The organism is Bosea vestrisii (assembly GCF_030144325.1).
In the GTDB taxonomy this organism is placed as follows: domain Bacteria; phylum Pseudomonadota; class Alphaproteobacteria; order Rhizobiales; family Beijerinckiaceae; genus Allobosea; species Allobosea vestrisii_A.
Genome location: NZ_CP126307.1, coordinates 4,567,561 through 4,590,513, shown reverse-complemented (window position 1 = coordinate 4,590,513; position 22,953 = coordinate 4,567,561). Strand labels below are relative to the sequence as shown.

26 protein-coding genes are annotated in these 22,953 nt (G+C 67.6%); 7 read left to right on the top strand and 19 right to left on the bottom strand.

What is annotated here, in order from left to right:
• Positions 1 to 18 precede the first annotated feature (18 nt).
• The 9 genes from fdh3B to QO058_RS22515 all read right to left on the bottom strand — a co-directional run bounded on the left by fdh3B (position 19) and on the right by QO058_RS22515 (position 8,420).
• Positions 19 to 615 carry a formate dehydrogenase FDH3 subunit beta gene (gene fdh3B, locus QO058_RS22555; protein WP_126113572.1) on the bottom strand — a complete coding sequence of 199 codons (597 nt, stop codon included), beginning with the start codon at positions 613 to 615 and terminating at the stop codon, positions 19 to 21.
• Between the two features lie 14 nt (positions 616 to 629).
• Complete coding sequence (locus tag QO058_RS22550) at positions 630 to 3,608, bottom strand: formate dehydrogenase subunit alpha (RefSeq protein WP_284168460.1); 2,979 nt, start codon at positions 3,606 to 3,608, stop codon at positions 630 to 632.
• A 13-nt stretch (positions 3,609 to 3,621) separates the two neighbouring features.
• Positions 3,622 to 3,816 carry a formate dehydrogenase gene (locus tag QO058_RS22545; protein WP_284168459.1) on the bottom strand — a complete coding sequence of 65 codons (195 nt, stop codon included), beginning with the start codon at positions 3,814 to 3,816 and terminating at the stop codon, positions 3,622 to 3,624.
• Between the two features lie 23 nt (positions 3,817 to 3,839).
• Entirely contained in the window at positions 3,840 to 4,631 is a 792-nt protein-coding gene (locus QO058_RS22540) for a Cro/CI family transcriptional regulator (RefSeq protein ID WP_284168458.1), read from the bottom strand.
• A gap of 105 nt (positions 4,632 to 4,736) precedes the next feature.
• The gene (locus QO058_RS22535; protein ID WP_284168457.1) at positions 4,737 to 5,483 is read right to left on the bottom strand and encodes a DUF3306 domain-containing protein; all 747 of its coding nucleotides are present in this window, start codon (positions 5,481 to 5,483) and stop codon (positions 4,737 to 4,739) included.
• Between the two features lie 118 nt (positions 5,484 to 5,601).
• Positions 5,602 to 6,108: a DUF3305 domain-containing protein gene (locus QO058_RS22530; protein WP_284168456.1), complete on the bottom strand. Its 507-nt coding sequence runs from the start codon at positions 6,106 to 6,108 to the stop codon at positions 5,602 to 5,604.
• Between the two features lie 10 nt (positions 6,109 to 6,118).
• Positions 6,119 to 7,129 (bottom strand): DUF6352 family protein, encoded by a 1,011-nt coding sequence (locus tag QO058_RS22525; RefSeq protein ID WP_284168455.1) that lies wholly within the window; start codon positions 7,127 to 7,129, stop codon positions 6,119 to 6,121.
• A complete protein-coding gene (locus QO058_RS22520) occupies positions 7,126 to 7,680 on the bottom strand; it encodes a DUF6505 family protein (RefSeq protein ID WP_284168454.1) in 555 nt (184 codons plus the stop codon). Before QO058_RS22520 ends, QO058_RS22525 begins: the two co-directional genes overlap by 4 nt.
• A complete protein-coding gene (locus tag QO058_RS22515; protein ID WP_284168453.1) occupies positions 7,677 to 8,420 on the bottom strand; it encodes a biotin/lipoate--protein ligase family protein in 744 nt (247 codons plus the stop codon). The genes QO058_RS22520 and QO058_RS22515 overlap by 4 nt, the downstream gene beginning before the upstream one ends.
• 108 nt (positions 8,421 to 8,528) lie before the next feature.
• Here QO058_RS22515 and QO058_RS22510 point away from each other — a divergent pair, with 108 nt between their 5' ends.
• From QO058_RS22510 to QO058_RS22500, 3 genes are read left to right on the top strand one after another with little or no spacing between them, the layout of a single operon-like run.
• Entirely contained in the window at positions 8,529 to 10,568 is a 2,040-nt protein-coding gene (locus tag QO058_RS22510; RefSeq protein WP_284168452.1) for a 4Fe-4S binding protein, read from the top strand.
• A 23-nt stretch (positions 10,569 to 10,591) separates the two neighbouring features.
• Positions 10,592 to 10,894, top strand: a complete 303-nt coding sequence (locus tag QO058_RS22505) for a type II toxin-antitoxin system RelE/ParE family toxin (RefSeq protein WP_347976609.1) — start codon at positions 10,592 to 10,594, stop codon at positions 10,892 to 10,894.
• Between the two features lies 1 nt (position 10,895).
• Positions 10,896 to 11,180: an addiction module antidote protein gene (locus QO058_RS22500; RefSeq protein ID WP_284168451.1), complete on the top strand. Its 285-nt coding sequence runs from the start codon at positions 10,896 to 10,898 to the stop codon at positions 11,178 to 11,180.
• 8 nt (positions 11,181 to 11,188) lie between these two features.
• On the opposite strand, the gene QO058_RS22495 is transcribed toward QO058_RS22500, so the two are convergent.
• Positions 11,189 to 12,460 (bottom strand): c-type cytochrome, encoded by a 1,272-nt coding sequence (locus QO058_RS22495; RefSeq protein WP_284168450.1) that lies wholly within the window; start codon positions 12,458 to 12,460, stop codon positions 11,189 to 11,191.
• A 275-nt stretch (positions 12,461 to 12,735) separates the two neighbouring features.
• Here QO058_RS22495 and QO058_RS22490 point away from each other — a divergent pair, with 275 nt between their 5' ends.
• Entirely contained in the window at positions 12,736 to 12,966 is a 231-nt protein-coding gene (locus tag QO058_RS22490) for a sulfurtransferase TusA family protein (RefSeq protein WP_284168449.1), read from the top strand.
• 28 nt (positions 12,967 to 12,994) lie between these two features.
• Positions 12,995 to 14,128, top strand: a complete 1,134-nt coding sequence (locus tag QO058_RS22485; RefSeq protein ID WP_284168448.1) for an Mrp/NBP35 family ATP-binding protein — start codon at positions 12,995 to 12,997, stop codon at positions 14,126 to 14,128.
• 4 nt (positions 14,129 to 14,132) lie between these two features.
• On the opposite strand, the gene QO058_RS22480 is transcribed toward QO058_RS22485, so the two are convergent.
• On the bottom strand, positions 14,133 to 14,354 hold the full coding sequence (locus tag QO058_RS22480) for a VOC family protein (RefSeq protein WP_284168447.1): 222 nt from the start codon (positions 14,352 to 14,354) through the stop codon (positions 14,133 to 14,135).
• 427 nt (positions 14,355 to 14,781) lie between these two features.
• Between QO058_RS22480 and QO058_RS22475 the strand changes: the two genes are divergently transcribed.
• Complete coding sequence (locus QO058_RS22475) at positions 14,782 to 15,183, top strand: SRPBCC family protein (RefSeq protein WP_284168446.1); 402 nt, start codon at positions 14,782 to 14,784, stop codon at positions 15,181 to 15,183.
• 10 nt (positions 15,184 to 15,193) lie between these two features.
• Here QO058_RS22475 and QO058_RS22470 read toward each other — a convergent pair whose 3' ends face one another.
• The 4 genes from QO058_RS22470 to QO058_RS22455 all read right to left on the bottom strand — a co-directional run bounded on the left by QO058_RS22470 (position 15,194) and on the right by QO058_RS22455 (position 17,442).
• The gene (locus QO058_RS22470) at positions 15,194 to 15,316 is read right to left on the bottom strand and encodes a hypothetical protein (protein WP_284168445.1); all 123 of its coding nucleotides are present in this window, start codon (positions 15,314 to 15,316) and stop codon (positions 15,194 to 15,196) included.
• Positions 15,317 to 15,386: 70 nt separating this feature from the next.
• Complete coding sequence (gene mobA / locus QO058_RS22465; RefSeq protein ID WP_284168444.1) at positions 15,387 to 16,019, bottom strand: molybdenum cofactor guanylyltransferase MobA; 633 nt, start codon at positions 16,017 to 16,019, stop codon at positions 15,387 to 15,389.
• Entirely contained in the window at positions 16,012 to 16,902 is an 891-nt protein-coding gene (locus QO058_RS22460) for a formate dehydrogenase accessory sulfurtransferase FdhD (RefSeq protein WP_284168443.1), read from the bottom strand. Before QO058_RS22460 ends, mobA begins: the two co-directional genes overlap by 8 nt.
• A gap of 21 nt (positions 16,903 to 16,923) precedes the next feature.
• Positions 16,924 to 17,442, bottom strand: a complete 519-nt coding sequence (locus tag QO058_RS22455; protein ID WP_284168442.1) for a DUF2478 domain-containing protein — start codon at positions 17,440 to 17,442, stop codon at positions 16,924 to 16,926.
• 174 nt (positions 17,443 to 17,616) lie between these two features.
• Between QO058_RS22455 and QO058_RS22450 the strand changes: the two genes are divergently transcribed.
• Positions 17,617 to 18,876, top strand: coding sequence for a peptide ABC transporter permease (locus tag QO058_RS22450; RefSeq protein WP_284168441.1), 1,260 nt, complete (start codon positions 17,617 to 17,619; stop codon positions 18,874 to 18,876).
• A 126-nt stretch (positions 18,877 to 19,002) separates the two neighbouring features.
• On the opposite strand, the gene QO058_RS22445 is transcribed toward QO058_RS22450, so the two are convergent.
• From QO058_RS22445 to QO058_RS22430, 4 genes are read right to left on the bottom strand one after another with little or no spacing between them, the layout of a single operon-like run.
• The gene (locus QO058_RS22445; RefSeq protein ID WP_284168440.1) at positions 19,003 to 19,995 is read right to left on the bottom strand and encodes an ABC transporter ATP-binding protein; all 993 of its coding nucleotides are present in this window, start codon (positions 19,993 to 19,995) and stop codon (positions 19,003 to 19,005) included.
• A complete protein-coding gene (locus tag QO058_RS22440; protein WP_284168439.1) occupies positions 19,992 to 20,993 on the bottom strand; it encodes an ABC transporter ATP-binding protein in 1,002 nt (333 codons plus the stop codon). The genes QO058_RS22445 and QO058_RS22440 overlap by 4 nt, the downstream gene beginning before the upstream one ends.
• A 4-nt stretch (positions 20,994 to 20,997) precedes the next feature.
• Entirely contained in the window at positions 20,998 to 21,945 is a 948-nt protein-coding gene (locus QO058_RS22435; protein WP_284168438.1) for an ABC transporter permease, read from the bottom strand.
• 8 nt (positions 21,946 to 21,953) lie between these two features.
• Positions 21,954 to 22,934, bottom strand: coding sequence for an ABC transporter permease (locus QO058_RS22430; RefSeq protein ID WP_284168437.1), 981 nt, complete (start codon positions 22,932 to 22,934; stop codon positions 21,954 to 21,956).
• Positions 22,935 to 22,953: the final 19 nt, after the last annotated feature.

Below are 22,953 nucleotides of genomic sequence, written 5' to 3'. Positions count from 1 at the left end.
GCGCCCCCCTCCCCCAGCTCAGATCGTGATGGTTTCCCGGTAGGCCGTCTGCCAGCCCCAGGCACCCGAGCCGTAGCCGCGCTTGACCACACGCTCCTTGTAGATCTGTGCGATCACCTCGCCGTCGCCGGCGAGCAGCGACTTGGTCGAGCACATCTCGGCGCAGAGCGGCAGCTTGCCCTCGGCGAGGCGGTTCGAGCCATATTTCTGGAACTCGGCCGGCGAGAGGTCGACCTCCGGGCCGCCCGAGCAATAGGTGCACTTGTCCATTTTGCCGCGCGAGCCGAAGTTGCTGACCTTCGGATATTGCGGCGCGCCGAACGGGCAGGCGTAGAAGCAGTAGCCGCAGCCGATGCAGAGGTCCTTGTTGTGCAGCACCACGGCATCCGCCGTGGTGTAGAAGCAGTCGACGGGGCAGACCGCGGCGCAGGGCGCGTCGGTGCAGTGCATGCACGCCATCGAGACCGAGCGTTCGCCGGGCTTGCCGTCATTGATGGTGACGACACGCCGGCGGTTGATGCCCCAGGGCACGTCGTTCTCGTTCTTGCAGGCGGTGACGCAGGCGTTGCACTCGATGCAGCGGTCGGCGTCGCAGAGGAATTTCATCCGGGCCATGGTTCAGTTCCTCCTCACGCCGCCGCGATCTGGCAGAGCGTGGCCTTGCCTTCGTGCATGGCGGTCACGGGGTCGTAGCCATAGGTGGTGATGGTGTTGACGGACTCGCCGACCACGATCGGGTCCAAACCCTTCGGGTAATTGCCGCGCTGATCGACGCCCTGGAAGACGCCGCCGAAATGGAAGGGCATGAAGGCGGCGCCCTTGCCGACGCGGTCGGTGACCAGCGCCTTGACCCTGGCCTTGGAGTTGTTCTCAGGCCCGGTCACCCAGACGAGGGCGCCATCCCTGATGCCGCGCTCGGCCGCGTCCGCCGGGTTGATCTCGACGAACATGTCCTGCTGCAGTTCGGCCAGCCACTTGTTCGAACGGGTCTCCTCGCCGCCGCCCTCGTACTCGACGAGGCGGCCGGAGGTCAGCACGATCGGGAAGGACTTGGCGATGCCCTTCTCGACCGCCGCCTTCTGCACCGAGGTGTGCAGGTTCGGGATGCGCAGCGTCCGCTCGTCCGGCCTTGCCGGCCACTTCGCCACGAGGTCGACGCGCGGCGAGTAGATCGGCTCGCGATGGACCGGCACCGGATCGGGCAGGTTCCAGGCATTGGCCCTCGCCTTGCCGTTGCCATAGGGCACGCAGCCATGCTCCATCGCGACGCGCTGGATGCCGCCCGACAGGTCGGTCGACCAGGAGACGTTGTCGATCGTGTTGCCGCCGATCCAGGAGATCGTCGCGAGTTCCGCCGGCGTCAGGTCCTTGTCCCAGCCGAGCTTCTTCAGCACGCCCATGGTGAACTCGGGATAGCCGTCCTTGATATCCGAGTTGAGCGAGTAGGAGCCGCCCTCGGCGAGCAGCGTGTCCTCGACCTTGCTGCCATCGGGCAGCGTGCGCTCGCGGGTCAGGCCGAAGCGCGGGCGGAAGGTGCCGCCGCCATCCTTGGCGGCGAGCGAGGTGTTGTAGAGGATATGGGTGCCGGGATGCTTGTATTCGGGCGTGCCCCAGCACGGCCAGGGCAGGCCGTAGAAATCGTTCTCGACCGGGGAGCCCTTGGCGCCGCGCAGCGTCACGATGTCGAACTTGTCCTGGTTCGCCATGTGCAGCTTGAGACGCTCGGGCGACTGGCCGGTATAGCCGGTCGACCAGCCGCCGCGGTTGATCTCCCTGAGGATCGATTCAGCCGTCGGCTCCAGCCCGATCTTGCCCTGGACCATCTCGTAGGGTCGGAACATCTCGGTGGCGAAGCCGAGCTTCTGCGAGAGCTTGTAGATGACCGCGTAGTCGCTGGCGGATTCGAAGATCGGCTCGACAACCTTCTCGCCCCATTGCACCGAGCGGTTGGAACAGGTCCGTGAGCCCGAGGTCTCGAACTGGGTGCAGACCGGCAGGATATAGGTGCCGTTCTTGCGCCCGCCGAGCGAGACGAAATTGGTCGGGTGCGGATCGCAGACGACAAGCAGCTCGAGCTTCTCGAGACCCTTCACCGCATCGGGCATGCGCGGAATGGTGTTGCCGCCATGGCCCATGACGAACATGGCCTTGAGGTTGTCTTTCTGATCGACCTGCTCGGCCGGCAGGTTCGCAGCGTCGAACCAGCGGGTCGAGGTATGGCCCGAGGTCTCCATGTTCTGCTTGCGGTTCCGGGCGGCGCGACCGCCCTTGGCCGGAACCTCGTCGAAGCGCGAGACGAAATAGTCGTAGTCGACGCCCCAGACGCGGGCCCAATGGCGCCAGGCGCCTTCGACCAGGCCGTAATAGCAAGGCAGGTTCGAGATATCCAAACCGAAGTCGGTCGCGCCCTGGACGTTGCAGTGGCCGCGGAAGATGTTGGCGCCGGTGCCGCGCGCGCCGACATTGCCGGTCGCCAGCAGGAGCGTGCAGATGGCGCGGACATTGGCCGTGCCGACCGAGTGCTGCGTCACGCCCATGCACCAGACGAAGGTCGCCGGCTTCACCGTGGCGAAGGTCTCAGCGACGCGCTTCATCTGCTCGCCGGGAACCCCGGTGATGTCCTCGACCGTCTTGGGATCGTATTTCTCGACCTCCTTGCGGACGTCGTCCATGCCGTGGACGCGCGCGGCGATGAAGGCCTTGTCCTCCCAGCCGTTCTTGAAGATGTGCCACATCAGGCCCCAGATCACCGCGATGTCGGTGCCGGAGCGGAAGCGGACATAGTCGGTGGCGTGCGCCGCGGTGCGGGTCAGGCGCGGATCGAAGACGATGACGTTGGCGCGCTGCTGCTCCTTGCCGGTCAGGATGTGCTGCATCGAGACCGGATGCGCCTCAGCCGCGTTCGAGCCCATGAACAGCACGGTCTTCGAATTGCGGATGTCGTTATAGGAATTGGTCATGGCGCCGTAGCCCCAGACGTTCGCGACGCCCGCGACCGTGGTCGAGTGGCAGATGCGCGCCTGATGGTCGACATTGTTGGTGCCCCAGAAGGCCGCGAACTTGCGGAACAGATAGGAGCCTTCGTTGGAGAACTTGGCGGAGCCGAGCAGGTAGACGGAATCGGCGCCGGACTTGGCCCGGATCTCCATCATCTTGTCGCCGATCTCGTTGACCGCCTGGTCCCAGGACAGGCGCTGCCACTGCCCGTCGACCAGCTTCATCGGGTACTTGATGCGGCGGTCGCCATGGACGAGCTCGCGCACCGAGGCGCCCTTGGCGCAATGGCTGCCGCGGTTGATCGGGCTCTCCCAGGCTGGCTCCTGGCCCACCCAGACGCCGTTATTGACCTCGGCGCGGACGGTGCAGCCCACCGAGCAATGCGTGCAGATGTTCTTGACGATCTTGGTGCCGGTAGCCGGGCCGAAATCGGCGGCCTCGGCCTTGCGGACGGCGCCGATCTGCAGGGCGCCTGCGGCCGCGACGCCACCGGCGACCAGGCCGGAGCGGCGCAGGAAGGAGCGGCGATCCATCACGCCGGAGGCGAGACCCCCGAGGGCGCTCTGCAGGCGACCGCGCTGGACGTCGGCGGATTTGCGCTTGATCAGCATGACGCCGGCCTCCTCAGTAGCGGTTGACGCGGTAGAAGTCTTTGACGTGCTCGCTCTCGCGATAGCGCGCCTTGGTCTCGTCCTTGCCGGGATCGACGGCGGCGGCAGGCGTGACCACGACAGGGGCGACGGCTGCGGTCGCGCCGGCGCCGAGCGCCTTGAAGAAGTTGCGGCGGTCGAGCCCCGCATCCTTGTTCTTTTGCGACATCGTCGTCTCCTCCGTGCCGTAAGTCATGCGGGCAGGCTCGCGGCCTGCGTCTCGATCGAAAGATAGAGGCTGCCGACCCGGCCGACGGCGCGGTAGAAGCGCGCCGCCTCGGCGGTTTCGAGATCGGCGAAGAAGCGGTCGGCCCAGGGCCGGATATGCCGGGCGAAGAAGGAGGCCTCGTCGACCCCCTCGCCCATGACGTCGCCGCGGATCAGCCTGGCCTGGATGTCCATCAGCACGGCGATATGGTCCTCGGGCTCGCCGACGCGCTCGGCACGAGCGAGGCCGAGCTTGCCCATGTCCTCGCGCACCAGTGCGAGCGGACGCTCGTGCAGGAAGCCGGTGAGATAATAGGAGGCATAGGGCAGAAGCTCGCCGCGGCCGACGCCGATAAAGAGCTGGAAGTACTCGTCGCGTACCTGGTCGGGGCTCGCCTCGGCTGCGGCCTCCGCCAGCGCCAGATGGGCCATGCCGAGCGGCGAGGCGTCGCCGCGCAGGCCCTGCACCGCGGCCAGCGTCTCAGCCGTCGGCGCGCGCCAGAGCAGGGCACCGATCAACTCGAACTCGTCGGCGCGCGCCGCATCGATCTCGTCGATCGCAGGCGCCGTCGCCTCAACGACGATCGGCTCATGCGGGTAGAGATCGGGGCGAAGCTCGCTACGCGCGATACCGGTCAAAGCCTCGACGGAGAGCACGCGGTCGGCCGGGACGCGTTTCCAGCTCGAGATCGCCGGCTGCGAGACGCCGACCGCCCGCGCCAGCGCTCTTACGCCGCCGGCCGCTCCGATCGCCCGCTCCAGAGCCTGGTCCCGCATAAACGAAGGCGTCTCCAATCCCGCACCGGCACGTTCGGACGTGCTGGTACACGCGGTGATAATGAGACCTTATCGCGCTAGATTGCAATTGTTCTCAACTGAAACTCAGAGCGGTGTCGCACCGCCGCCGCGTCGCCTTGCCCGCTGTTGCGGCGGCTGAATTTCAGGTGTTTTTTGCGCTGCAGCAGAACCATCGCCCGGAGGAACACTCGATTCAGCAGCTTTTTCAGCGAATTTTCGAGAAACACCCTCGTCGCTCAGCCGCACTGGCTGGGCGGTATCAGCGGCTATTGCAGGAACCTGCTGCGCCGCAGCAGAATCAGACCCGCTCTCGTCATTAGACGAAGGTTGAACAACTGCGACGTCATTACGCACCGCCTCGTCCTGCTCGGTGGTGGGCTCAGGCGGTTTGCCGAAGATATTGGCCAGCATCTCCTCGACATTGTCCGACTCGCTGAGCGGGCCATAGCCCGGCGCGCCGCCCGGCGTGTTCCAGTCGAGCGCGTAGTCGCGCGCCGGGTCGAGATAGCCTGATATCGCCGGATCGGTCTCCCAGGCGCGGCGCAGCGCCTTGAGTTTCCATTCCTCCGGCACGTTCTGCTTCAGCCAATGAGCGAGGTCGAAATCCTTGTCGATCAGGTCGAGCGAGGGCGGCTCGACCATCTCGGGCTCGGCTTGGGCGGGGGAGCCACTGTGCGTAGCCCCTCCCCCTTGTGGGGAGGGGGTTGGGGGTGGGGGCGTGGGGCCGAGTTCGTCGATAGGGGGCTTGCCGTGGCCGCTCTGCCATTCCGGCAAACCGAGAGCCCTGCCCGCCGCCCCCCCACCCCTGCCCCTGCCCCTGCCCCTCCCCACGGGGGAGGGGTTGGCGCGTCACCGTCAAGCGATCGCTCAGGCTGCTGCGCCTCTTTCTTGCGGCGGGCCCAACGCCCGAGGAAGCCCTCCTCGCGATCTTCGTCGTCCGGGCGCGACATCAATCCTCTCCGCGATCGAGGCCCGGGCGCGGCCGCAAGCCGCCCTTGCGCGGATCGTGCTCCGTGCGCTTGCGCTTGATGAATTCGCGCTCGACATGATGCGCCTCGAAGAAGGCGAGCACGGCCTCGGCAATCGCAGCCGGCATCGGCACGGCCTCGACGATGTCGCCGACATTCTCCAGGAAGACCTCGCCCTCGGATGGATCGGCGGTGACGCCGACCAGCTCCAGCGCCGGCTCGATTCCGGTCGGACGGACAGCAACCCAGAGCCTGGCCTGGCCCGTCGCGAAATTCTCGCGGAAATGGGCGGTGTCGACCGAGTGCAACGTCAGCACGGTCGCGCCAAGATAGAACTGCTCACGCTTGTCATCGCCCGCAAGCCTGCTCCAGGGCGCGAGCGGCGGCGCCTCGGGGAGGACCGCGATCGGCGTCCAGGCGTGGTCGGCCCAAGGCGAGTCGAGCTTGCGCCGCTCGACCACGACACCAACCTCGTGATGCTGCTGCATGGCCTCGTCCTCAGTTCGCCATCTCGTGGACCGCGAGCGGCAGGCCGGTCACCAGGTTCTGCGGCTTCATCCGGACGATCCGGTCGCCGTCCATCGCCAGCATCAGATAGATAGGCGCTCCCTTGGCCGCCGGCAGCACCGGCACCTCCGGCGGCAGCGTCAGACGATAGAGCGCGATCAGGCGCGAGGCCTTGTCCTCGTCGAGGGTCTCGCCCTTCCAGAGCACATTGCCGATCGCCGTCGCCTGCGCATCGAGGCCGACGAACCAGCGCCAGTTGGCGTCACGGACGTTCTCGACGGCTTCGATCTCGACCGAAAAGCCATGGACCTGCGCGATCCAGTGCGCGATCGCCTTGCCGAGCGCGGCGCGGCCAGAGGGCTTGCCGCCGAGATCGAGCACCATGTCGAAGGCGTCGGAGCGCTGCCAGTAGCGGTCGGCCTCGGCCTGTTTGAGGATATCGAGCGAGGTCACGGCCGGGCCGCCCAGCATGGCGAGCAGGGGCGAGGCGTGCCGGTCGGTCTCGTGACCCTCGATCATCTCGGCGTCGGCGAGCAGGATCGTGTTCTCGTGCAGGGTGGCGCGCTGCGGCCGGAACAGGCATTCGGCGGCGCGCACCACGAAAGGGTCGCTCTCCGCGTCGAGCGCAGCGCGCAGGATGACGTGGACGAGTTGGTCGAGGAACACGGGCGGAATGCCGGAGACGCCGCCGCGAATGATCCCGGCATAGGCGGCCTGCAAGGTCGGCGCCGCCAGCAGCCGTTCGCGCCAGCCGAGCAGGAAGCGCCAGTTCTCGCGGGCATCGGCATCGGCGATGGCGGCGATCTCGCGATCGATGACCTCGGCCTGCGGCTCCGCCATCAACTTCGCATGCAACGCCCGCTCGGCCGCGCAGGCCTCTTCCGGCGGCAGCACTTCCGGCCGCGCCAGATAGGCTTTCAGGAAATCGTCGGTGACGACGAGGCCGCCGCCCTCCTCGCGGTCGAGCAGGAGATGGCCGGAGCTCGCCCAGAAATGGGTCATCGCGGCGCGTCCTTCATCAGCTGCATAAGGTCGACCTGCTCCTGCGGTTCGTCTTCGCCATCGGTCTCGACGAACTCGAAGGCGCGGAAGGCATCCTTCGGCGTGTCGCCACGCGGCATCAGGGTCCGGAAGCGTTCGCGGATCTCGCCATCCTCCAGCGTCCGGTGCAAGGCGAGCAGGGTCTGCGTGGGATGATCGCAGAGCGAGGCGGCAAACGCGATCTCTTCCTCGGCGGCAGCGCGCGCGGCAGCGAGATCGGGCGCCCCGAGTTTTTCGACGAGTTGTCCCGCAAGCTGCGCCACTGCTTGCTCACACTCCTCCGCCGTCACCTCGATGACGACGGCGAGCGTGCTCCAGCCGAAGCTGCCGATGCCGAGAAAGCCTGAGCGGAAGGCGACGCGCCCCTTGGTGTCGAGCCCGGCGACGCTCTCGGACGAGAACAGGAAGGAGCCGGTGACGAGCCATTCGCCCGGCTCCGCCGCCTTGCGGAAGACGAAACCGTCGGACGGATCGAGTCTGATGGCGCGCGGGAGCTTGAGGGTCGCGCTCACAGCTTGGGCGCTCCGCTGTCGCGGTCGAGCCAGTCGACCCTGGCCAGCGCCTCGCTGAGGCTCCTGCGCTCGACGCCGTGCTGCGAGGTCGCGACCAGATCGCCATTGGGCTCGATGCCGTGGCGGACGCCCACAATCTTCTCCAGCCGATCGAGCCAGCGCCGCGCCGCAGCCTTGGCGCCCTCTTCCTGCCAATGGCTGACGCCGAGCATGAGATGGCGGCAGAAGGCTTCGATCAGATCGACGGCATCGACCTCCTCGAAACCCTCCTCGGCCATGCCGACACCGGTCTGGCCGAGCTGGAAGGGCGACATCGTCGTCGCCCGGACCATCGCGCCGAAGACGAGCCAGTCCGGAACCTGCCCCTCCGGGCAACCAGCCGGCCAGCCGAGGCGCCCGCCGCCGATCAGGCCGAGATCATAGGTCAGCGCATCCGGCCAGCGGAACAGCACCGGCCGCTCCGGCGGCGAATGCACGGCAAGCGCATCGGCCAGAGCGTTCATGGCGAGGTAGTGCGCGAGCCGAGCCTCGGCGAGGATCGCGTCGGGCTCGAGTACCACCGCGAACTCGACGATGTCGAAACGTCGCACCCAGACCAAAGTCGCGGCGCCAGCCTCGGCCGCAACCGCCTGCGCATGGGCGAAGGCATCGCCGGATTCACGCAGCGTGACGAGCGAAAAGCCCGGCGGCAGCACCGGCTCGCGCCTGAGATCGTCCTGCCTGATCGGCCCTGCCGCCATCACCCGCCGCCTAACGTCTCATCCCAAGGAAGGCTTGCTTCTTTGGAGCCATTCCAATTCCATATAAGATGAGATTATCGCAAGCGCGACCTTGAGGATGCCTGCTCGATGACCGATGTCGCCCGCACGCTGATGGTCTGCTCGTGCGAAGACACAATGCCGCTCGACGGCAAAGCGATCCAGCGCGGCTGCGGCGGCGCCGAGATCAGCGAGCACCGCCATCTCTGCCGCAGCCAGGTCGAACGCTTCCGCGCCATGCTGGCTAAGAGCGATGCGATCACCGTCGCCTGCACGCAGGAGGCGCCGCTGTTCGAGGAGATCGCCGCCGACCTCGACTACGCAGGGGACCTTGCCTTCACCAATATCCGTGAGGCCGCCGGCTGGTCCAACGAGGCCAAGGCTGCCGGCCCCAAGATGGCCGCCCTGCTCGCCGCTGCGAGCGAGCCCATGCCGCCGGCCTCCTTCACCACGCTGACCAGCAAGGGCGTGGCGTTGATCTATGGCCGCGACGAGGTCGCGATCACACTGGCGCACCGGCTCGCCGAGCATCTCGACGTCACCGTGCTGCTGTCGCGCCCAAGCGAGATCGCGCCGCCGCGCAGCGACGAATTCCCGGTGCTGAAGGGCACGATCGCGCAGGCGAACGGCTGGCTCGGAGCCTTCGAACTCACCGTCAACGACTACGCCGCGCCGAGCCCGTCCTCGCGCGGCAAGCTCATCTTCGAGGCGCCGCGCAATGGCGCGGTCTCGCAATGCGATGTCGTGATCGACGTCTCCGGCGGCACGCCGCTCTTCCCGGCCGGCGACCTCCGCGCCGGCTATCTGCGCGCCGATCCACGCGACGCGGCCGCGGTCGAGCGGCTCGCCTTCCAGGCGAGCGGGCTCCTCGGCGAGTTCGACAAGCCGGCCTATGTCGCCCTGAACGAAGGCCTCTGCGCCCATGCGCGCTCGCAGAAGACAGGCTGCACGCGCTGCCTCGAACTCTGCCCGACCGGCGCGATCACCCCAGCGGGCGACCATGTCGCGATCTCCGCCGAGATCTGCGCCGGCTGCGGCGCCTGCGCCGCCGTCTGCCCGACCGGCGCGGTGACCTATACGCTGCCGCCGGCCGATGCACTGCTGCGCAAGCTCCGGACCCTGCTCGTCACCTATGCCGAGGCCGGCGGGCGCGAGCCGGTCGTGCTCCTGCATGACGGCGACCATGGCGAGCCCCTGATCGAGGCGCTGGCCCGCCATGGCGCCGGCCTGCCCGCGCGCGTTCTGCCCCTGCGCGTCAACGAAATCACCCAGCTCGGGCTGGAAACCTTCGCCGCCGCGCTCGCCTTCGGCGCCTCCGCCATCCGCGTGCTCGGCCGAGGCAAGCCGAAGCACGACCTCTCCGGCCTCACCCGCAATCTCGACTATGCCAACGCGCTGGCCGGTGCGCTCGGCTATGGCGAGGCCCGCGCCGCGCTGATCGAGACCGACGACCCCGATTTGCTGGCCGCCGCCCTCGCGAAAATCACGCCCGGCACGAGCGCCGCGCAGCCCGCGCGCTTCCGGCCGATGGGCGCTGGGCGCCCGCTGCTGCGCCAGACGATCGGCGAACTGCATGCCGTTGCGCCAGCGCCGGTCGCCAACGTCGCGATGCCGCCGCTCGCGCCCTTCGGCACGATCCATGTCGACGCGGATGGCTGCACGCTTTGCCTGGCCTGCGTCTCGGCCTGCCCGGTCAGCGCGCTCGGCGATAATCCCGAGCGCCCGACACTGACCTTCCAGGAAGACCTCTGCGTGCAGTGCGGGCTCTGCGCCGCGACCTGCCCGGAAAAGGTGATCACGCTGGAGCCGCGCATCGATTTCGACGCCTGGACCGGCGGCCGCCGGATCGTCAAGCAGGAGGAGCCGTTCCACTGCATCGCCTGCGCCAAGCCCTTCGGTGTCCGCAGCACGATCGAGAAGATCGCGGCAAAGCTCGAGAACAAGCACTGGATGTTCGCCGGCGAAGGGGCGAAGCGAGCCTCGATCCTGCGGATGTGCGAGGATTGCCGGGTCGAGGCCGTGGTCAATGAGAGCTTCGACCCGCACCTCTCGCCGCAGCGCCCACCGGTGCGCACCACCGACGATTATCTGCGCGAGCGGGCGGAGCGGGGCGAGGATCCGCTGGGGTAGATGACAACGCCGCAAATTCGTGTATCATAGTACACATACCTGAGCTTCGTCAGACGGCGGTCTTCTCGACATGGCTCGAGGACCTCCGCGACAACGCGGCCAAGGCACGCATCCTCGTTCGGCTACGCCGGCTCGAACTCGGCAATCCCGGCGACGTCAAGCCGGTCGGCGAAGGCATGAGCGAAATGCGGGTCGATTACGGGCCCGGCTACCGGGTCTACTTCGTCCAGCGCGGCAAAGAGCTGATCATTCTTCTCTGTGGCGGCGATAAGCGAACGCAGGCGAACGACATAGCCCGAGCCAAGCAGATGGCGGCGGAGTATTGAAATGGCAGACGAGACTCGCCCCTTCGACATCCAGAACCATCTCGCGACACAAGATGAGCAGGTCGCTTATCTGGAAGCCGCCCTTGAAGATGGCGACCCCGCTTTCATCGCGGTCGCGCTCGGCGACATCGCACGGGCACGCGGTGTCACCACATTTGCCGAAGAATCCGGTATCAGCCGCGAGACGATCTACAAGGCCTTCCGCGCCGGCGGTAATCCGACGCTGGAAACCTTGTCCAAGGCGACGCGCGCCCTCGGCATGAAGCTGACGCTGGTGCCGGCCTGAGGTTCGGCCTACTGCGTCACCTTCTCCAGCCAGTCGACCAGCGCCTGCCGGTCCTCAGCCGAGCCGATGGTCTGCTCCGGCATCTTGGTGCCGGGCGTGTAGGCGTTCGGGCCGATCTCGAACAATTTCGCCACGCTCTCCTTGCTCCAGACGATGTCCATGCCCTTGAGCGCGTCGGAATAGGCATAGTTTGGCGCGGTGGCGATGCGGCGGCCGAAGATGCCGTGCAGGGTCGGACCGGCCCGATTGCCATCCGCTGGCGTCAGGGTGTGGCAAGCCGCGCAGGCGCGGAAGACCTCGGCGCCGCGCTCGCCCCGGAAGGCGGCGAGCGCATCCTCGCCGGCGCGCGGCACCACCGCGCCGACATGCTCGCCAGTGACGGCGTTCCAGCGCCGGACCAAACGGTCGGCACCGCCGGAGAGCAATTGTCTGCCGTCCGGCAGGAAGGCGAGCGACCAGACCGGCAGGCCCGGCCCGACCAGCGTGGCGCGGATGGTGCGCGTCCTGCGATCGATCAGCGCGACCTGGCCGCGCAGGCCGCCGGCAGCGATGGTCGCGCCATCGGGTGAGATGGCGAGTGCAATCAATGGCGTCTCGCCGACTGCGATCTCGGCGCGCTGGGCTCCGTCCGGCCCGAACAGGCGAAGGCCGCCATCGGCGGCGGCTACCGCGATCTCGCCATCGGACGCAGTGACGACGCCGTTGAGCGGCACCGGCGTGGTGACGATCAGCGGCGCGCCGCCATCGGCGGGCCAGAGCCGCAAGCTCGCGTCATAACCTGACGAGACAACCATGCCGCCCGGCGCGAAGGCGACGCCGTTGACCGGCCCCTGATGGCCTTCGAGCACGCGCGCAGAATCGTCGGCGAGCGCTGTGACCCGGACCGTCCCGTCCCAGGAGGCGGAAGCGAGATGCTGCCCCTCCGGCGAGATCGCCAGCGCGGCGACCGGCCCCTTATGCCCCTCGATGACCTTGGCCGGCTCGGGCGCATCACCGCGCCAGAGCGCGATCCTGCCATCCTCGCCGCCGGTGGCGAAGCCGAGGCCGTTGACCGCGACGGCGGCGTTGACCGCCCCCTGATGGAAGCGCAGCACCTTGATGGCGCTGCCGCGCGCGAGATCCCAGAGGATCGCCGACTGGTCGAAGGAGCCGGTCAGGGCCACCGCGCCATCGGCCGAGACGGCAGCGGCGCGCACCGGACCGCCATGGCCGCGCAGTTCCTGGGCGGTGGCGATGCCGCCATAGGCGAGCGTCAGCAGCACAAAGGCGATCCTCATCATGCGCCGATCATGTCGCTTCAAATGGTCTTGGCAAGACGGCCCTCCCTTCTCCCCCTGCGGGAGAAGGTGGCTCGGCGAAGCCGAGACGGATGAGGGGTCGCGCAACGATTGCCGCGTTGGCAGTTGGCATGCGCAAAATCCGGACAAGGCAGCGCGACCCCTCATCCGGCGCTTCGCGCCACCTTCTCCCGCAGGGGGAGAAGGGATACTCGCCTGTTGCTCCCACGCGAAAAGCCATCATATGAAGCGCTGCCTCGTTCGATCGGCCTTCGCTCATGTCTGCCATTCCGCTCAACCTGCGCGGCCTGAAGTGCCCTCTTCCGGCCCTGCGCGTGCGCAAGGCGCTGAAAGGCGCAGCGCCGGGCGATCTGTTCCTTGTCGAATGCACCGATCCGATGGCGGCAATCGACATCCCGAATCTGATGCGCGAGACCGGCGACGCGATCGAACTCAGCAGCAGCGAGGGCGAGCTGCTGGTCTTCCACATCCGCAAGGCCGCGGCCTAGCGTCGCGCAACAATCGGAGCCCACCATCGTGGCCCTTTCGCAAAACGACATCCTGCGCGCGCTCGAACTGGTGAAGCTGCCGGCGAGCGGGCAATCGCTGGCGGCCTCCGGCCGCATCGGCGACATCCTCATCAACGACGGCAAGGTGATCTTCGCGATCGGCATCGACGCCACGGAAGCCGGCGCGATGGAGCCGGTACGCAAGGCGGCCGAAAGCGCGGTCGGCGGCATCCCGGGCGTGACGCAGGTGCTGGTCGGCCTCACCGCCGACAAGGCGCCGGGGCGTCCGGCGCCATCTCAGGCGGCGGAGGCGCGCCGGCAAGCGCATGGCCAGCCCGGCCCCGGCGGGCCGGTGCCGAAGGCGGCGGGCATCCCCGGCGTCAAGCAGATCATCGCGGTGGCGAGCGGCAAGGGCGGCGTCGGCAAGTCGACCACCACGGCCAACCTCGCCGTGGCCCTGGCGACGCTCGGTCTCAAGGTCGGCGTGCTCGACGCCGACATCTATGGCCCGTCCGTGCCGAAGATCTTCGGCATCACCGGCAAGCCGCGGCTGGTCTCGGGCCGCACGCTCGCACCGATGGAGGCCTACGGCCTGAAGATCATGTCGATCGGCTTCCTGATCGACGAGGAGACGCCGATGATCTGGCGCGGGCCGATGGTGATCTCGGCGATCACCCAGATGCTGCGCGAGGTCGCCTGGGGCGAGCTCGACGTGCTCGTCGTCGACATGCCACCCGGCACGGGCGATGCCCAGCTCACCATGGCGCAGCAGACGCCGCTCGCCGGCGCGGTGATCGTCTCGACGCCGCAGGACTTGGCCCTGCTCGATGCCCGCCGCGGCGTCGCCATGTTCAGGAAGGTCGAGGTGCCGATCCTCGGCATCGTCGAGAACATGAGCTACTTCATCTGCCCGGAATGCGGCCACCGCTCCGACATCTTCGCCCATGGCGGGGCGCGGCACGAGGCGGAGCGGCAGGGTGTGCCCTTCCTCGGCGAAATCCCGCTCGCCATGCCGATCCGCGAGACCTCCGATGGCGGCCGGCCGATCGTGGCGAGCGACCCCGACAGCCCCCATGCCAAGGCCTATGTCGCGCTGGCGCGACAGGTGAAGGCCGGCCTCGCCGGGCCGGCCAGGGCAGCGCCACGGATCGTGATCGAATAGGGTTCTAGTTCTGCAGGTTAAGGCTGCTCGGCCGATCAGCCTGCACTGCGAGCTGATCGGGGGCCACTCTCGTCGGCCCCTCCTGCCGCTCGATCAGCACCCAGATGTGCCCGAACGGGTCGAAAAGCGAGGCGACCCGTCGTCCCTCGACATCGGTCTGGACCCGGTCACGCAGCGCGGCCCCGGCGACGATCGCCTGTGCGAAGCAGGCCTCGATATCCGGCACCGTGAGCTGGACGATCGTGCTGACCGCGCCGGCCGCCTTGGGGAAGAACGGACCGCCATAGGACGGCTCCTCCTCGCGGCGCGGATTGGAGCCGGCGACGGAGATCCGCGTTCCCCCATCAGCATGTCGACCCCGGCGATCTCGCCGTCGACCCTGTATGTCTTGAGCTGCCGTGCTTCGAACGCCTCGCTGTAGAAGTCCGCGGCCTGCTGCTCGCGCCCATGCTGCACGAAAATCGTCAGGCCGACGCCGATACTCTGCTCCATCGCGAATCTCCTCATCCGTCGCCGCTGGCAAAAGGGCTGGCGAAGCCGGCGGAATCTTGATCGACCCGCGGCAGGCTCGGACACAGCCCATCACCGATACGCGATGACATCCGATTTTGTTCATGTTATGTTCTAAAGGCCAAAAGAGAGGAGAAGCGATGATGCCCGTCCTGCCAGCGCGTCATATCAGCATCGCGATCAACAGGCCGATCGAGGAGGTCTATGGCTTCCTCGCCGAGCCCATGAACTTCCCGAAATGGGCGGAGGGGCTCGGCGGCGAATTCCACCATGTCGAGGGCATGACCTATCGCGCGAAGACGCCGATGGGGCCGATGCGCGTGATGTTCAGCGAGCCCAACCCCTACGGCATCCTCGACCACGCCGTCGTTCCTGATGCGGGCGCAGCGATGCACAACCCGATGCGCGTACTCGGCAATGGCAGCGGCAGCGAAGTGGTGTTCACGCTGTTCCGGCGCCCGGAGATGACAGAGGATGCGTTCGCGCGCGACGCCGAATGGGTGGCCGCCGATCTCGCGCGCTTGAAAGCGCTACTGGAAGGCTAAGCCGGACGCGTCAGAGTCGAACGCTGCTGGTCGCGTAGGCGACGTCGACGGGGCGCTGATAGGTCGCCAGCACCAGGCTCGCGCCATAGGCGGCAATCGCAGCGAAGGCGACGGCGATGACAAAGGACTTCATGCGACTTCCCCCAGAGGCAGGCGAATAAGCTTCGCTTATCGGTTGAATCTAGGGGCGGTACCGTCCGCGATCAAGCGTCGCCGAGCGCGGCATGCAGCCGCTCGGCCTCGGCGAGATCATCGGGCCGGTTGGCGTTAAAGAACGGATCGACCGGCGTCACCGGCCATTCGACCGGAACGACACCGTGGCGCGCGGTCCAGCGGTCGATCTTGCGCTCGTCCTCGACAGTGAGCGCATGGCGCAGTTCCTCGCGCAGCGCGACCGGCCAGAGCCCGATCACCGGATGGGTCCAGCCGCCCGAGGCAGCGCAGGCGAGCGGGACATTCGCCTGCGTACGCGCCGCATGCAGCCGCGCCACCAGATCGCGCGGGATGAAGGGCGTGTCGGCGGCGACGCTGACCAGCCATTGCGCGCCCGGCCGGTTCGCCGCGAGCCAATCGAGCCCGGCTAGGATGCCGGCGAGCGGCCCGGCGAAATCCGGCACACTGTCGGCGACGACCGGCAGGCCGTAATCGGCGAAGCGGGCCGGGTCGCCATTGGCGTTGAGCAGGAGCCCGTCACATTGGGACCCAAGCCGCTCGATGACATGGGCGAGGATAGTGCGGCCGGCGATGGTGCGCAGCGGCTTGTCGCCACCGCCCATGCGGCGGGCGAGCCCGCCGGCGAGCAGGAGGCCGAGGGTTACCGGGCTGGTCTCAGTCATCACCAGATCCCTTGCGGCGATGCTTGCCGCCTTCCTCCTCGACGCTGTCCGGGTCCTGGTCGAAGACGATCCGATCTTCGCCGGCCAGCGCCAGGAAGCGCTTGCCGCGGGCCCGCCCGATCAGGGTCAGGCCGGCCTTGCGGGCGAGCTCGACGCCCCATTCGGTGAAGCCCGAGCGCGAGACCAGGATCGGGATGCCCATGCGCACCGTCTTGATCACCATTTCCGAGGTCAGGCGGCCGGTGGTGTAGAAGATCATCCTGCCGGGATCGACATCGTGGCGGAAGAGCCAGCCGGCGACCTTGTCGACGGCGTTGTGGCGGCCGACATCCTCCATGTAGACCAATGGCTTGTCGCGCTCGCAGAGCACGCAGCCATGGATCGCGCCGGCCTCCAGATAAAGCGAGGGCGTGGTGTTGATCTTGCGGGTCAGCGCATAGAGCCAGCTTGTGCGCAGCTCGGCCTTGGGCAGGACGATCTCGTCGATCGCCTCCATCAGGTCGCCGAAGGCGGTGCCCTGGGCACAGCCCGAGGTCAGCGTCTTCTTCTTCAGCTTCTGCTCGAAATCGGTGCGCTCGGGCGTGCGGACCACAACGACCTCGAGCTCCTCGTCATAGTCGACTGCCTCGACCGGGTCGCCACGCCTGAGCATGTTCTGGTTGAGGAGATAGCCAAGCGCGAGGTACTCGGGGTGGTCGCCGATCGTCATCATGGTGACGATCTCCTGGCTGTTCAGGTAGAGCGTCAGCGCCCGCTCGGTGACGACCCGGGTCTCGACGCGGGCGCCGCTATGGTCGATGCCGGCAACCGTCGCGCCGAGGCGAGCAGCCGCTGGATCGGGCCGGATCAGGTAGTCGTCGAGGAAGTCGCTGCCAACAGGCACGAGGTAGCTCCTTGCGAGCCGTCAGGCCGGCTGGCGCAGCGCTGCCATCGCCCAGTCCGTCACGGCGGCAGATTCGGGCGGCAGGCGCTGCCAGTCTTCGCCTGCGAACTCCGACCAGGCGGCGAGCATGTCGTCGCGCACGGCGGTCAGCAGCGGCAGTCCGGCGACGACGCCGGCGGCGATCTCGGCGCGCAGGCCCTGGCCGAGAACCTCCTGCTTGCCAAACTTGTTGACGATCACGAGGTCGACCGGACCGGAGAGCGCGCCAGAGACGGCGGCGCCTGCGGCGGCGAGCCCGGCTGCATCGAGCCGGCAACCGGCCGAGCCGGCGCCGCGATCCTCGCTGATCGGAAAGAGCTTGCCCGAGGCGAGATCCTCGAGCGCCATGCTGGCGCAACCGCTCGCGCAGTCACCATTGTTGTGCTGGACGACGCCGCCGAGCCGAACGGCCTCGCGCTTCAGGGTATCGGCCACCTCCGCCATCAACTCGTCGATGGGGAAGCCGGTGGAATAGACGATCGCGGCGAGCGGAGCAGTCATCGCCCTTTCATCCCACGGAACGGCTCGCGCGACCAGTGAACTTTAGGTGTTCCAAACTGCGCGAGATGCTTTGCCAGTGTTGCAGCGCACCTACAGTCGAAGCTCGAGGCAGGCGCTAGGGTGGCGTGGGCTGTTCCCGGCATCCTGGCCGGACGCGGCTCGCCGAGTACCCGCTTGCCCATGATCCGTCCGAACGCCCAGACGCCCCTCGATCCCGCGACCGATGCCGCGCTGCTCCTGCGCCGCATCGGCTTTGCGACGCTCGCGCTTGCCTTGCCGCTGGCCTCGCTGGTGTCACGCCGTGCCGCCGTCGTGCTGGTGCCGATCGGCGTCATCCTGCTGGCGATCGCCGCGTTGATCGAGGCGCCGCGCTGGTTCGCCGGCAATATCAGGGCGTCGCTCTTCAGCCGCGCCGGCGTGACGATCTGGGCGCTGGTCGGCTGGGCCGTGCTCTCGCTGGTCTGGAGCCCCTATACCGGCTCGGCCACCGAGAAGGCGGCCAATCTCTTCCTCGCCGTGGCGCTCGGCTTTGCCGGTGCCGCCGCTCTGCCCGAGCGCATGCGGGCCTCGAACCTCAACCTCGCGGCGCTCGGCGCCGGCGTCGCTGCGATCTTCGCGCTCGGCCTGCTCCTGACCGAGGCGCTGAGCCCGATCGACTCGCGAGCCGCCACCGCCGCCGGCAGCGTCGAGCGCGGCGTCAGCGTTGTCTTGATCATGGCCTGGCCGGCGCTCGCCTGGCTGCTCTCGCGTGAGCGCGGCCTGACCGCGTTGGGACTGGCGCTGGTGGTCGGCCTGCTCGCGCTCTCGCGGATCGAGGATGGCGAGGCGATGGCGATGCTGTGCGGCGCGATCGCCTTCGGCGCGGTCAGTGCCAACCGCGTCGTCGGCGCCAGGCTGATGGGCGGCATCATGGCCGGGCTGATGCTGCTCGCCCCGCTCCTGCCTTTCCTGCTGCTGCCGTTCTTCCGGCTCTCCCCCGCGGTGTTCAGTACGGTCGGCATCGGCCTCGACATCTGGGCCGACATCATCTCCAGCCGCCCGGTGCAGCTCATCACCGGGCATGGGCTCGATACGGTCCTGCGTGGACGCACCACCGGCGCACTGCCGCTCGAGGTGCCGACCACGATCCTGTTCGAGACCTGGTACGAGCTCGGCCTGGTTGGCGCGGCGACGAGCGCGCTCTGCCTCTATTTCGCGGTCAGCGCCGCAGGTCGCATGCCCGGCGCGCTCGCCGCCGGCGGCGTCGCGGCCTATGTCACAGCCTTCGCGCTGGCGGCCCTCGGCTTCGCCTCGTTCCAGACCTGGTGGCTGATGACGCTGACCGCGGTTGCCCTGCTGTTCACCGCGATCGCGCGCGGCCAATACCGCACCGAGCGGCCCGTAGCACCGCTCAGCCGGCGGCCGAAGGCGCCGAGCCCGCCCGCCGGGAAGTAGCGAGGCACCGCCGTCATGCTCGGGCTTGACCCGAGCATCTCAGGCAGGATGAGCCTCCGACCAGCGCCCTCTCGTCATAAGATTCTCGGGTCTGCGCTTCGCTTCGCCCGAGAATGACGCCTGTTTTCAAGCCGCCTCGCGGCCCGCATTCACCGCATGGCAGGCGACACCGTCGATCACCGGCGGGTTCTCGACGCGGCAGCGATCGAAGACCAGCGGGCAGCGCGGATGGAAGGTGCAGCCCGAGGGCGGATTGATCGGGTTCGGGATTTCGCCTTTCACGCCCTCGTGCCGCTTGCCGACCATGGCGAGGTCGGGCACCGCGTCGAGCAGCATCCTGGTATAGGGATGGCGCGGCGCGGCGAAGAGCTGCTTGCCGTCTGAGACCTCGACCAGGCGGCCGAGATACATCACGCCGATGCGCGTCGCCATGTGCCGGACGACCGCGAGGTTATGGCTGATGAAGAGATAGGTCAGCCCGAACTTCTGCTGCAGGTCGCGCATCAGGTTGAGGATCTGCGCCTGCACGGAGACGTCGAGCGCCGAGGTCGGCTCGTCGCAGACGATGAACTCGGCATTGGAGGCGAGCGCACGGGCGATCGCGATGCGCTGGCGTTGGCCGCCGGAGAATTCGTGCGGAAACTTCTTGCTGTCGTCAGGGTGCAGGCCGACCAGCGAGAGGAGTTCGCCGACGCGCTCTGCGATCGCCGCATCGCCCTGGATGATGCCGAAGGCGTGGATCGGCTCGGCGATGATCCGCCCGACACGCCAGCGCGGATTGAGCGAGGCGTAAGGGTCCTGGAAGATCATCTGGATGCGCTTGCGCAGGCGCTGGCGCTCCTGGCTCGCCTTCGCATCGGACATCGAGACGCCGTCGATCGAGACCGTGCCGCCGGACGGGTTCAGGAGGCCGACGACCATGCGCGCCACGGTCGACTTGCCCGAGCCGGACTCGCCGACCAGCGCGAAGGTCTCGCCCTTGCGGATGTCGAAGGAGACGCCATCGACGGCCTTGAGATACTGCTTCGGCGCGTTCTCCAGCACCCGGTTCAGCCAGGGCCTGGAGACGTCGAAGACGCGCTTGAGGTCGCGGACCTGGACGAAGGCTTTTTCGCTCACGCCGCGATCTCCGTCTTGCCGGCCGGCGCCTTGGCCTGATCGTAGAGATGGCAGGCGACCTGGTGGCCGCCGACATCGATGAGCTCCGGCCGGTCGATGCGGCAGCGCTCGAACACCTTGGAACAGCGCGGATTGAAGGCGCAGCCCCTCGGAATGCTGGAGAGCCTGGGCATCGAGCCCGGGATCTGCACAAGGCGCTCGGCATCGCCTGTGATCGAGGGGATCGCGCCCATCAGCCCCTGGGTATAGGGGTGGAGCGGTTCCTTGATGACGTCGCGGACCGGGCCGATCTCGGCGACGCGGCCGGCATACATCACTGCAACGCGGTCGGCCGTCTCGGCGATCACGCCCATGTCGTGGGTGACCAGCATCACCGAGGTGCCGCGTTCCTTGCAGAGCCGCTTGATGAGCGTGATGATCTGCGCCTGCACGGAGACGTCGAGCGCGGTGGTCGGCTCGTCGGCGATGATGAATTCCGGCTCGGCACAGAGCGCGAGCGCGATGACGACGCGCTGGCGCATGCCGCCGGAGAACTCGTGCGGATAGCCGTCGATGCGCCGCTCCGGCGCGGGTATGCCGACCTCGTCGAGCAACGCGATGGCGCGCTTGCGGGCATCCGCCGCGTTGAGGTCTGTATGGGTCTGGATCGTCTCGATCAGCTGCTCGCCGACCCGGTAGAGCGGGTTGAGGCTGGTCAGCGGGTCCTGGAAGATCATGCCGATGCGCTTGCCGCGGAGGCGCCGCATCTGTTCCAGCGGGAGATTGTCGACGCGCTCGCCGGAGAGGACGACCTTGCCACCGGCAATGCGGCCGGGCGGATCGATCAGGCCGATGATCGCCGAGCCGGTGACCGACTTGCCGGCGCCGGATTCGCCGACGACCCCGAGCACCTCGCCGCGGGCGATGTCGAAAGAGATCTTGTCGAGCGCGCGCAACGTGCCGCGGCGGGTGACAAACTCGACGGTGAGATCCTGGACGGAGAGAACGGTCTCGCTCATCGGCTCACCTCAACCGCGGGTTCAGGGCATCGCGCAGCCAATCGCCGAGCAGGTTCACCGCCAACACCAGGATCGCCAGCGTCACGCCCGGGAAGGTGACGATCCACCAGTCGCCAGAGAACAGATAGCGATTGCCGATCGAGATCAGCGTGCCGAGCGATGGCTGGGTCGCCGGCAGGCCGACGCCGAGGAAGGAGAGCGTCGCCTCGGTGATGACGGCGAGCGCGAGGTTGATGGTCAGGATGACCAGCACCGGGCCGATCACGTTCGGCAGGACATGGCGCAGCATGATCAGCGGCGCCGGCAGGCCGACGAGCCTGGCAGCCTGGACATAGTCCTTGTTGCGCTCGACCAGGGTCGAGCCGCGGATGGTGCGGGCGTACTGCACCCAGAAGGAGAGCCCGATCGAGATCACCAGCACATAGAGCGCCGTGTCCTCGCGGTTCGCGCCCTTGAAGATGCCGCGGACAACACCGTCGATCAGAAGCGCGATCAGGATCGCCGGGAAGGTCAATTGCACGTCGGCGATGCGCATGATCAGCGAATCGACCCGGCCACCGAGATAGCCGGCGAGCAGGCCAAGCGTGATGCCGATCGTTGCCGCCAGCGCGACGCCGAGCAGGCCGACAATCAGAGAGACGCGCAAGCCATAGAGGATCGCCGAATAGAGATCGCGGCCCTGGTCGTCGGTGCCAAGGATGAATTTCGGATCGCCGCCATCCTGCCAGGCCGGCGGGATGTTGGCGTCGGCGAGGAAGACGGTCGCCGGATCGAACGGGTTTGTCGGGGCGATCCAGGGCGAGAAGGCGGCGCCGATGAACATCACCAGCACGATGACGGCCGCGACCATCGTCACCTTCGAACGCAGGAAGCTCGCGAGGATGTCGCTGTCGAGGATGCGGGCCCAGAGCGAGGGCGGCTGTTTCGGGGAGGAAGCGGGTTGCACACTCATGACCGACCTCAATGCGCCCCGATCGTCGCGCGCAGGCGCGGATCGACCAGTGCGTAAAGCAGGTCGACGATCAGGTTGATGCTGACGAACAGGAAAGAGATCAACATGAGATAGGCCGCCATGATCGGGATATCGACCTGCTGCACCGCCTTGAGGAAGAGCAGGCCCATGCCCGGCCACTGGAACACCGTCTCGGTGATGATGGCGAAGGCGATGATCGAACCGAGCTGCAGGCCGGCGATGGTGATGACCGGCACCAGCGTGTTCTTCAGCGCATGGCCGAAATGGATGGCTCTCGTCTTGAGGCCGCGGGCGCGGGCGAACTTGATGTAGTCGGTGCGCAGCACCTCGAGCATCTCGGCCCGGACGAGGCGCATGATCAGCGTCATCTGGAACAGACCGAGCGTGATCGACGGCAGGATCAGCGCCTTCCAGCCCGAGGCGGTCAGAAGCCCTGTCGTCCACCAGTTGCCGATCTTGACGACCTCGCCGCGCCCGAAGGAGGGCAGCCAGCCGAGCGTCACCGAGAACAGGTAAATCAGGAGGATGCCGATCAGGAAGGTCGGCAGGCTGATGCCGACGAGCGAGACCGTCTGGAAAATCTTCGCCAGCCAGCTATCACGGCGCAGCGCCGTGTAGACACCCATGGGTATGCCGACCAGCAATGAGAACAGCGCCGACATGAAGGCGAGCTCGAGCGTCGCCGGCGCGCGCTCGCCGAGCAACGAGATCACCGGCAGGCGGAACTGGTAGGATACGCCGAATTCGAGCCGCGCGGCGTTGTAGATGTAGCGCGCGAACTGGACGACCACCGGCTCGTCGAGGCCGAGCGTCTGGCGCAGCTGCGCGACCTGCTCCTGCGGCGTGTCGACGCCCACCATCTGGTTCACCGGGTCGCCGACGAAGCGGAACATGGTGAAGGCGATGAGCGCGACCGCGAGCATCACCATCAGCGACTGGAACAGCCGGCGCAGAACAAATGCGAGCATGTTCGCCCTTACAAGGAAT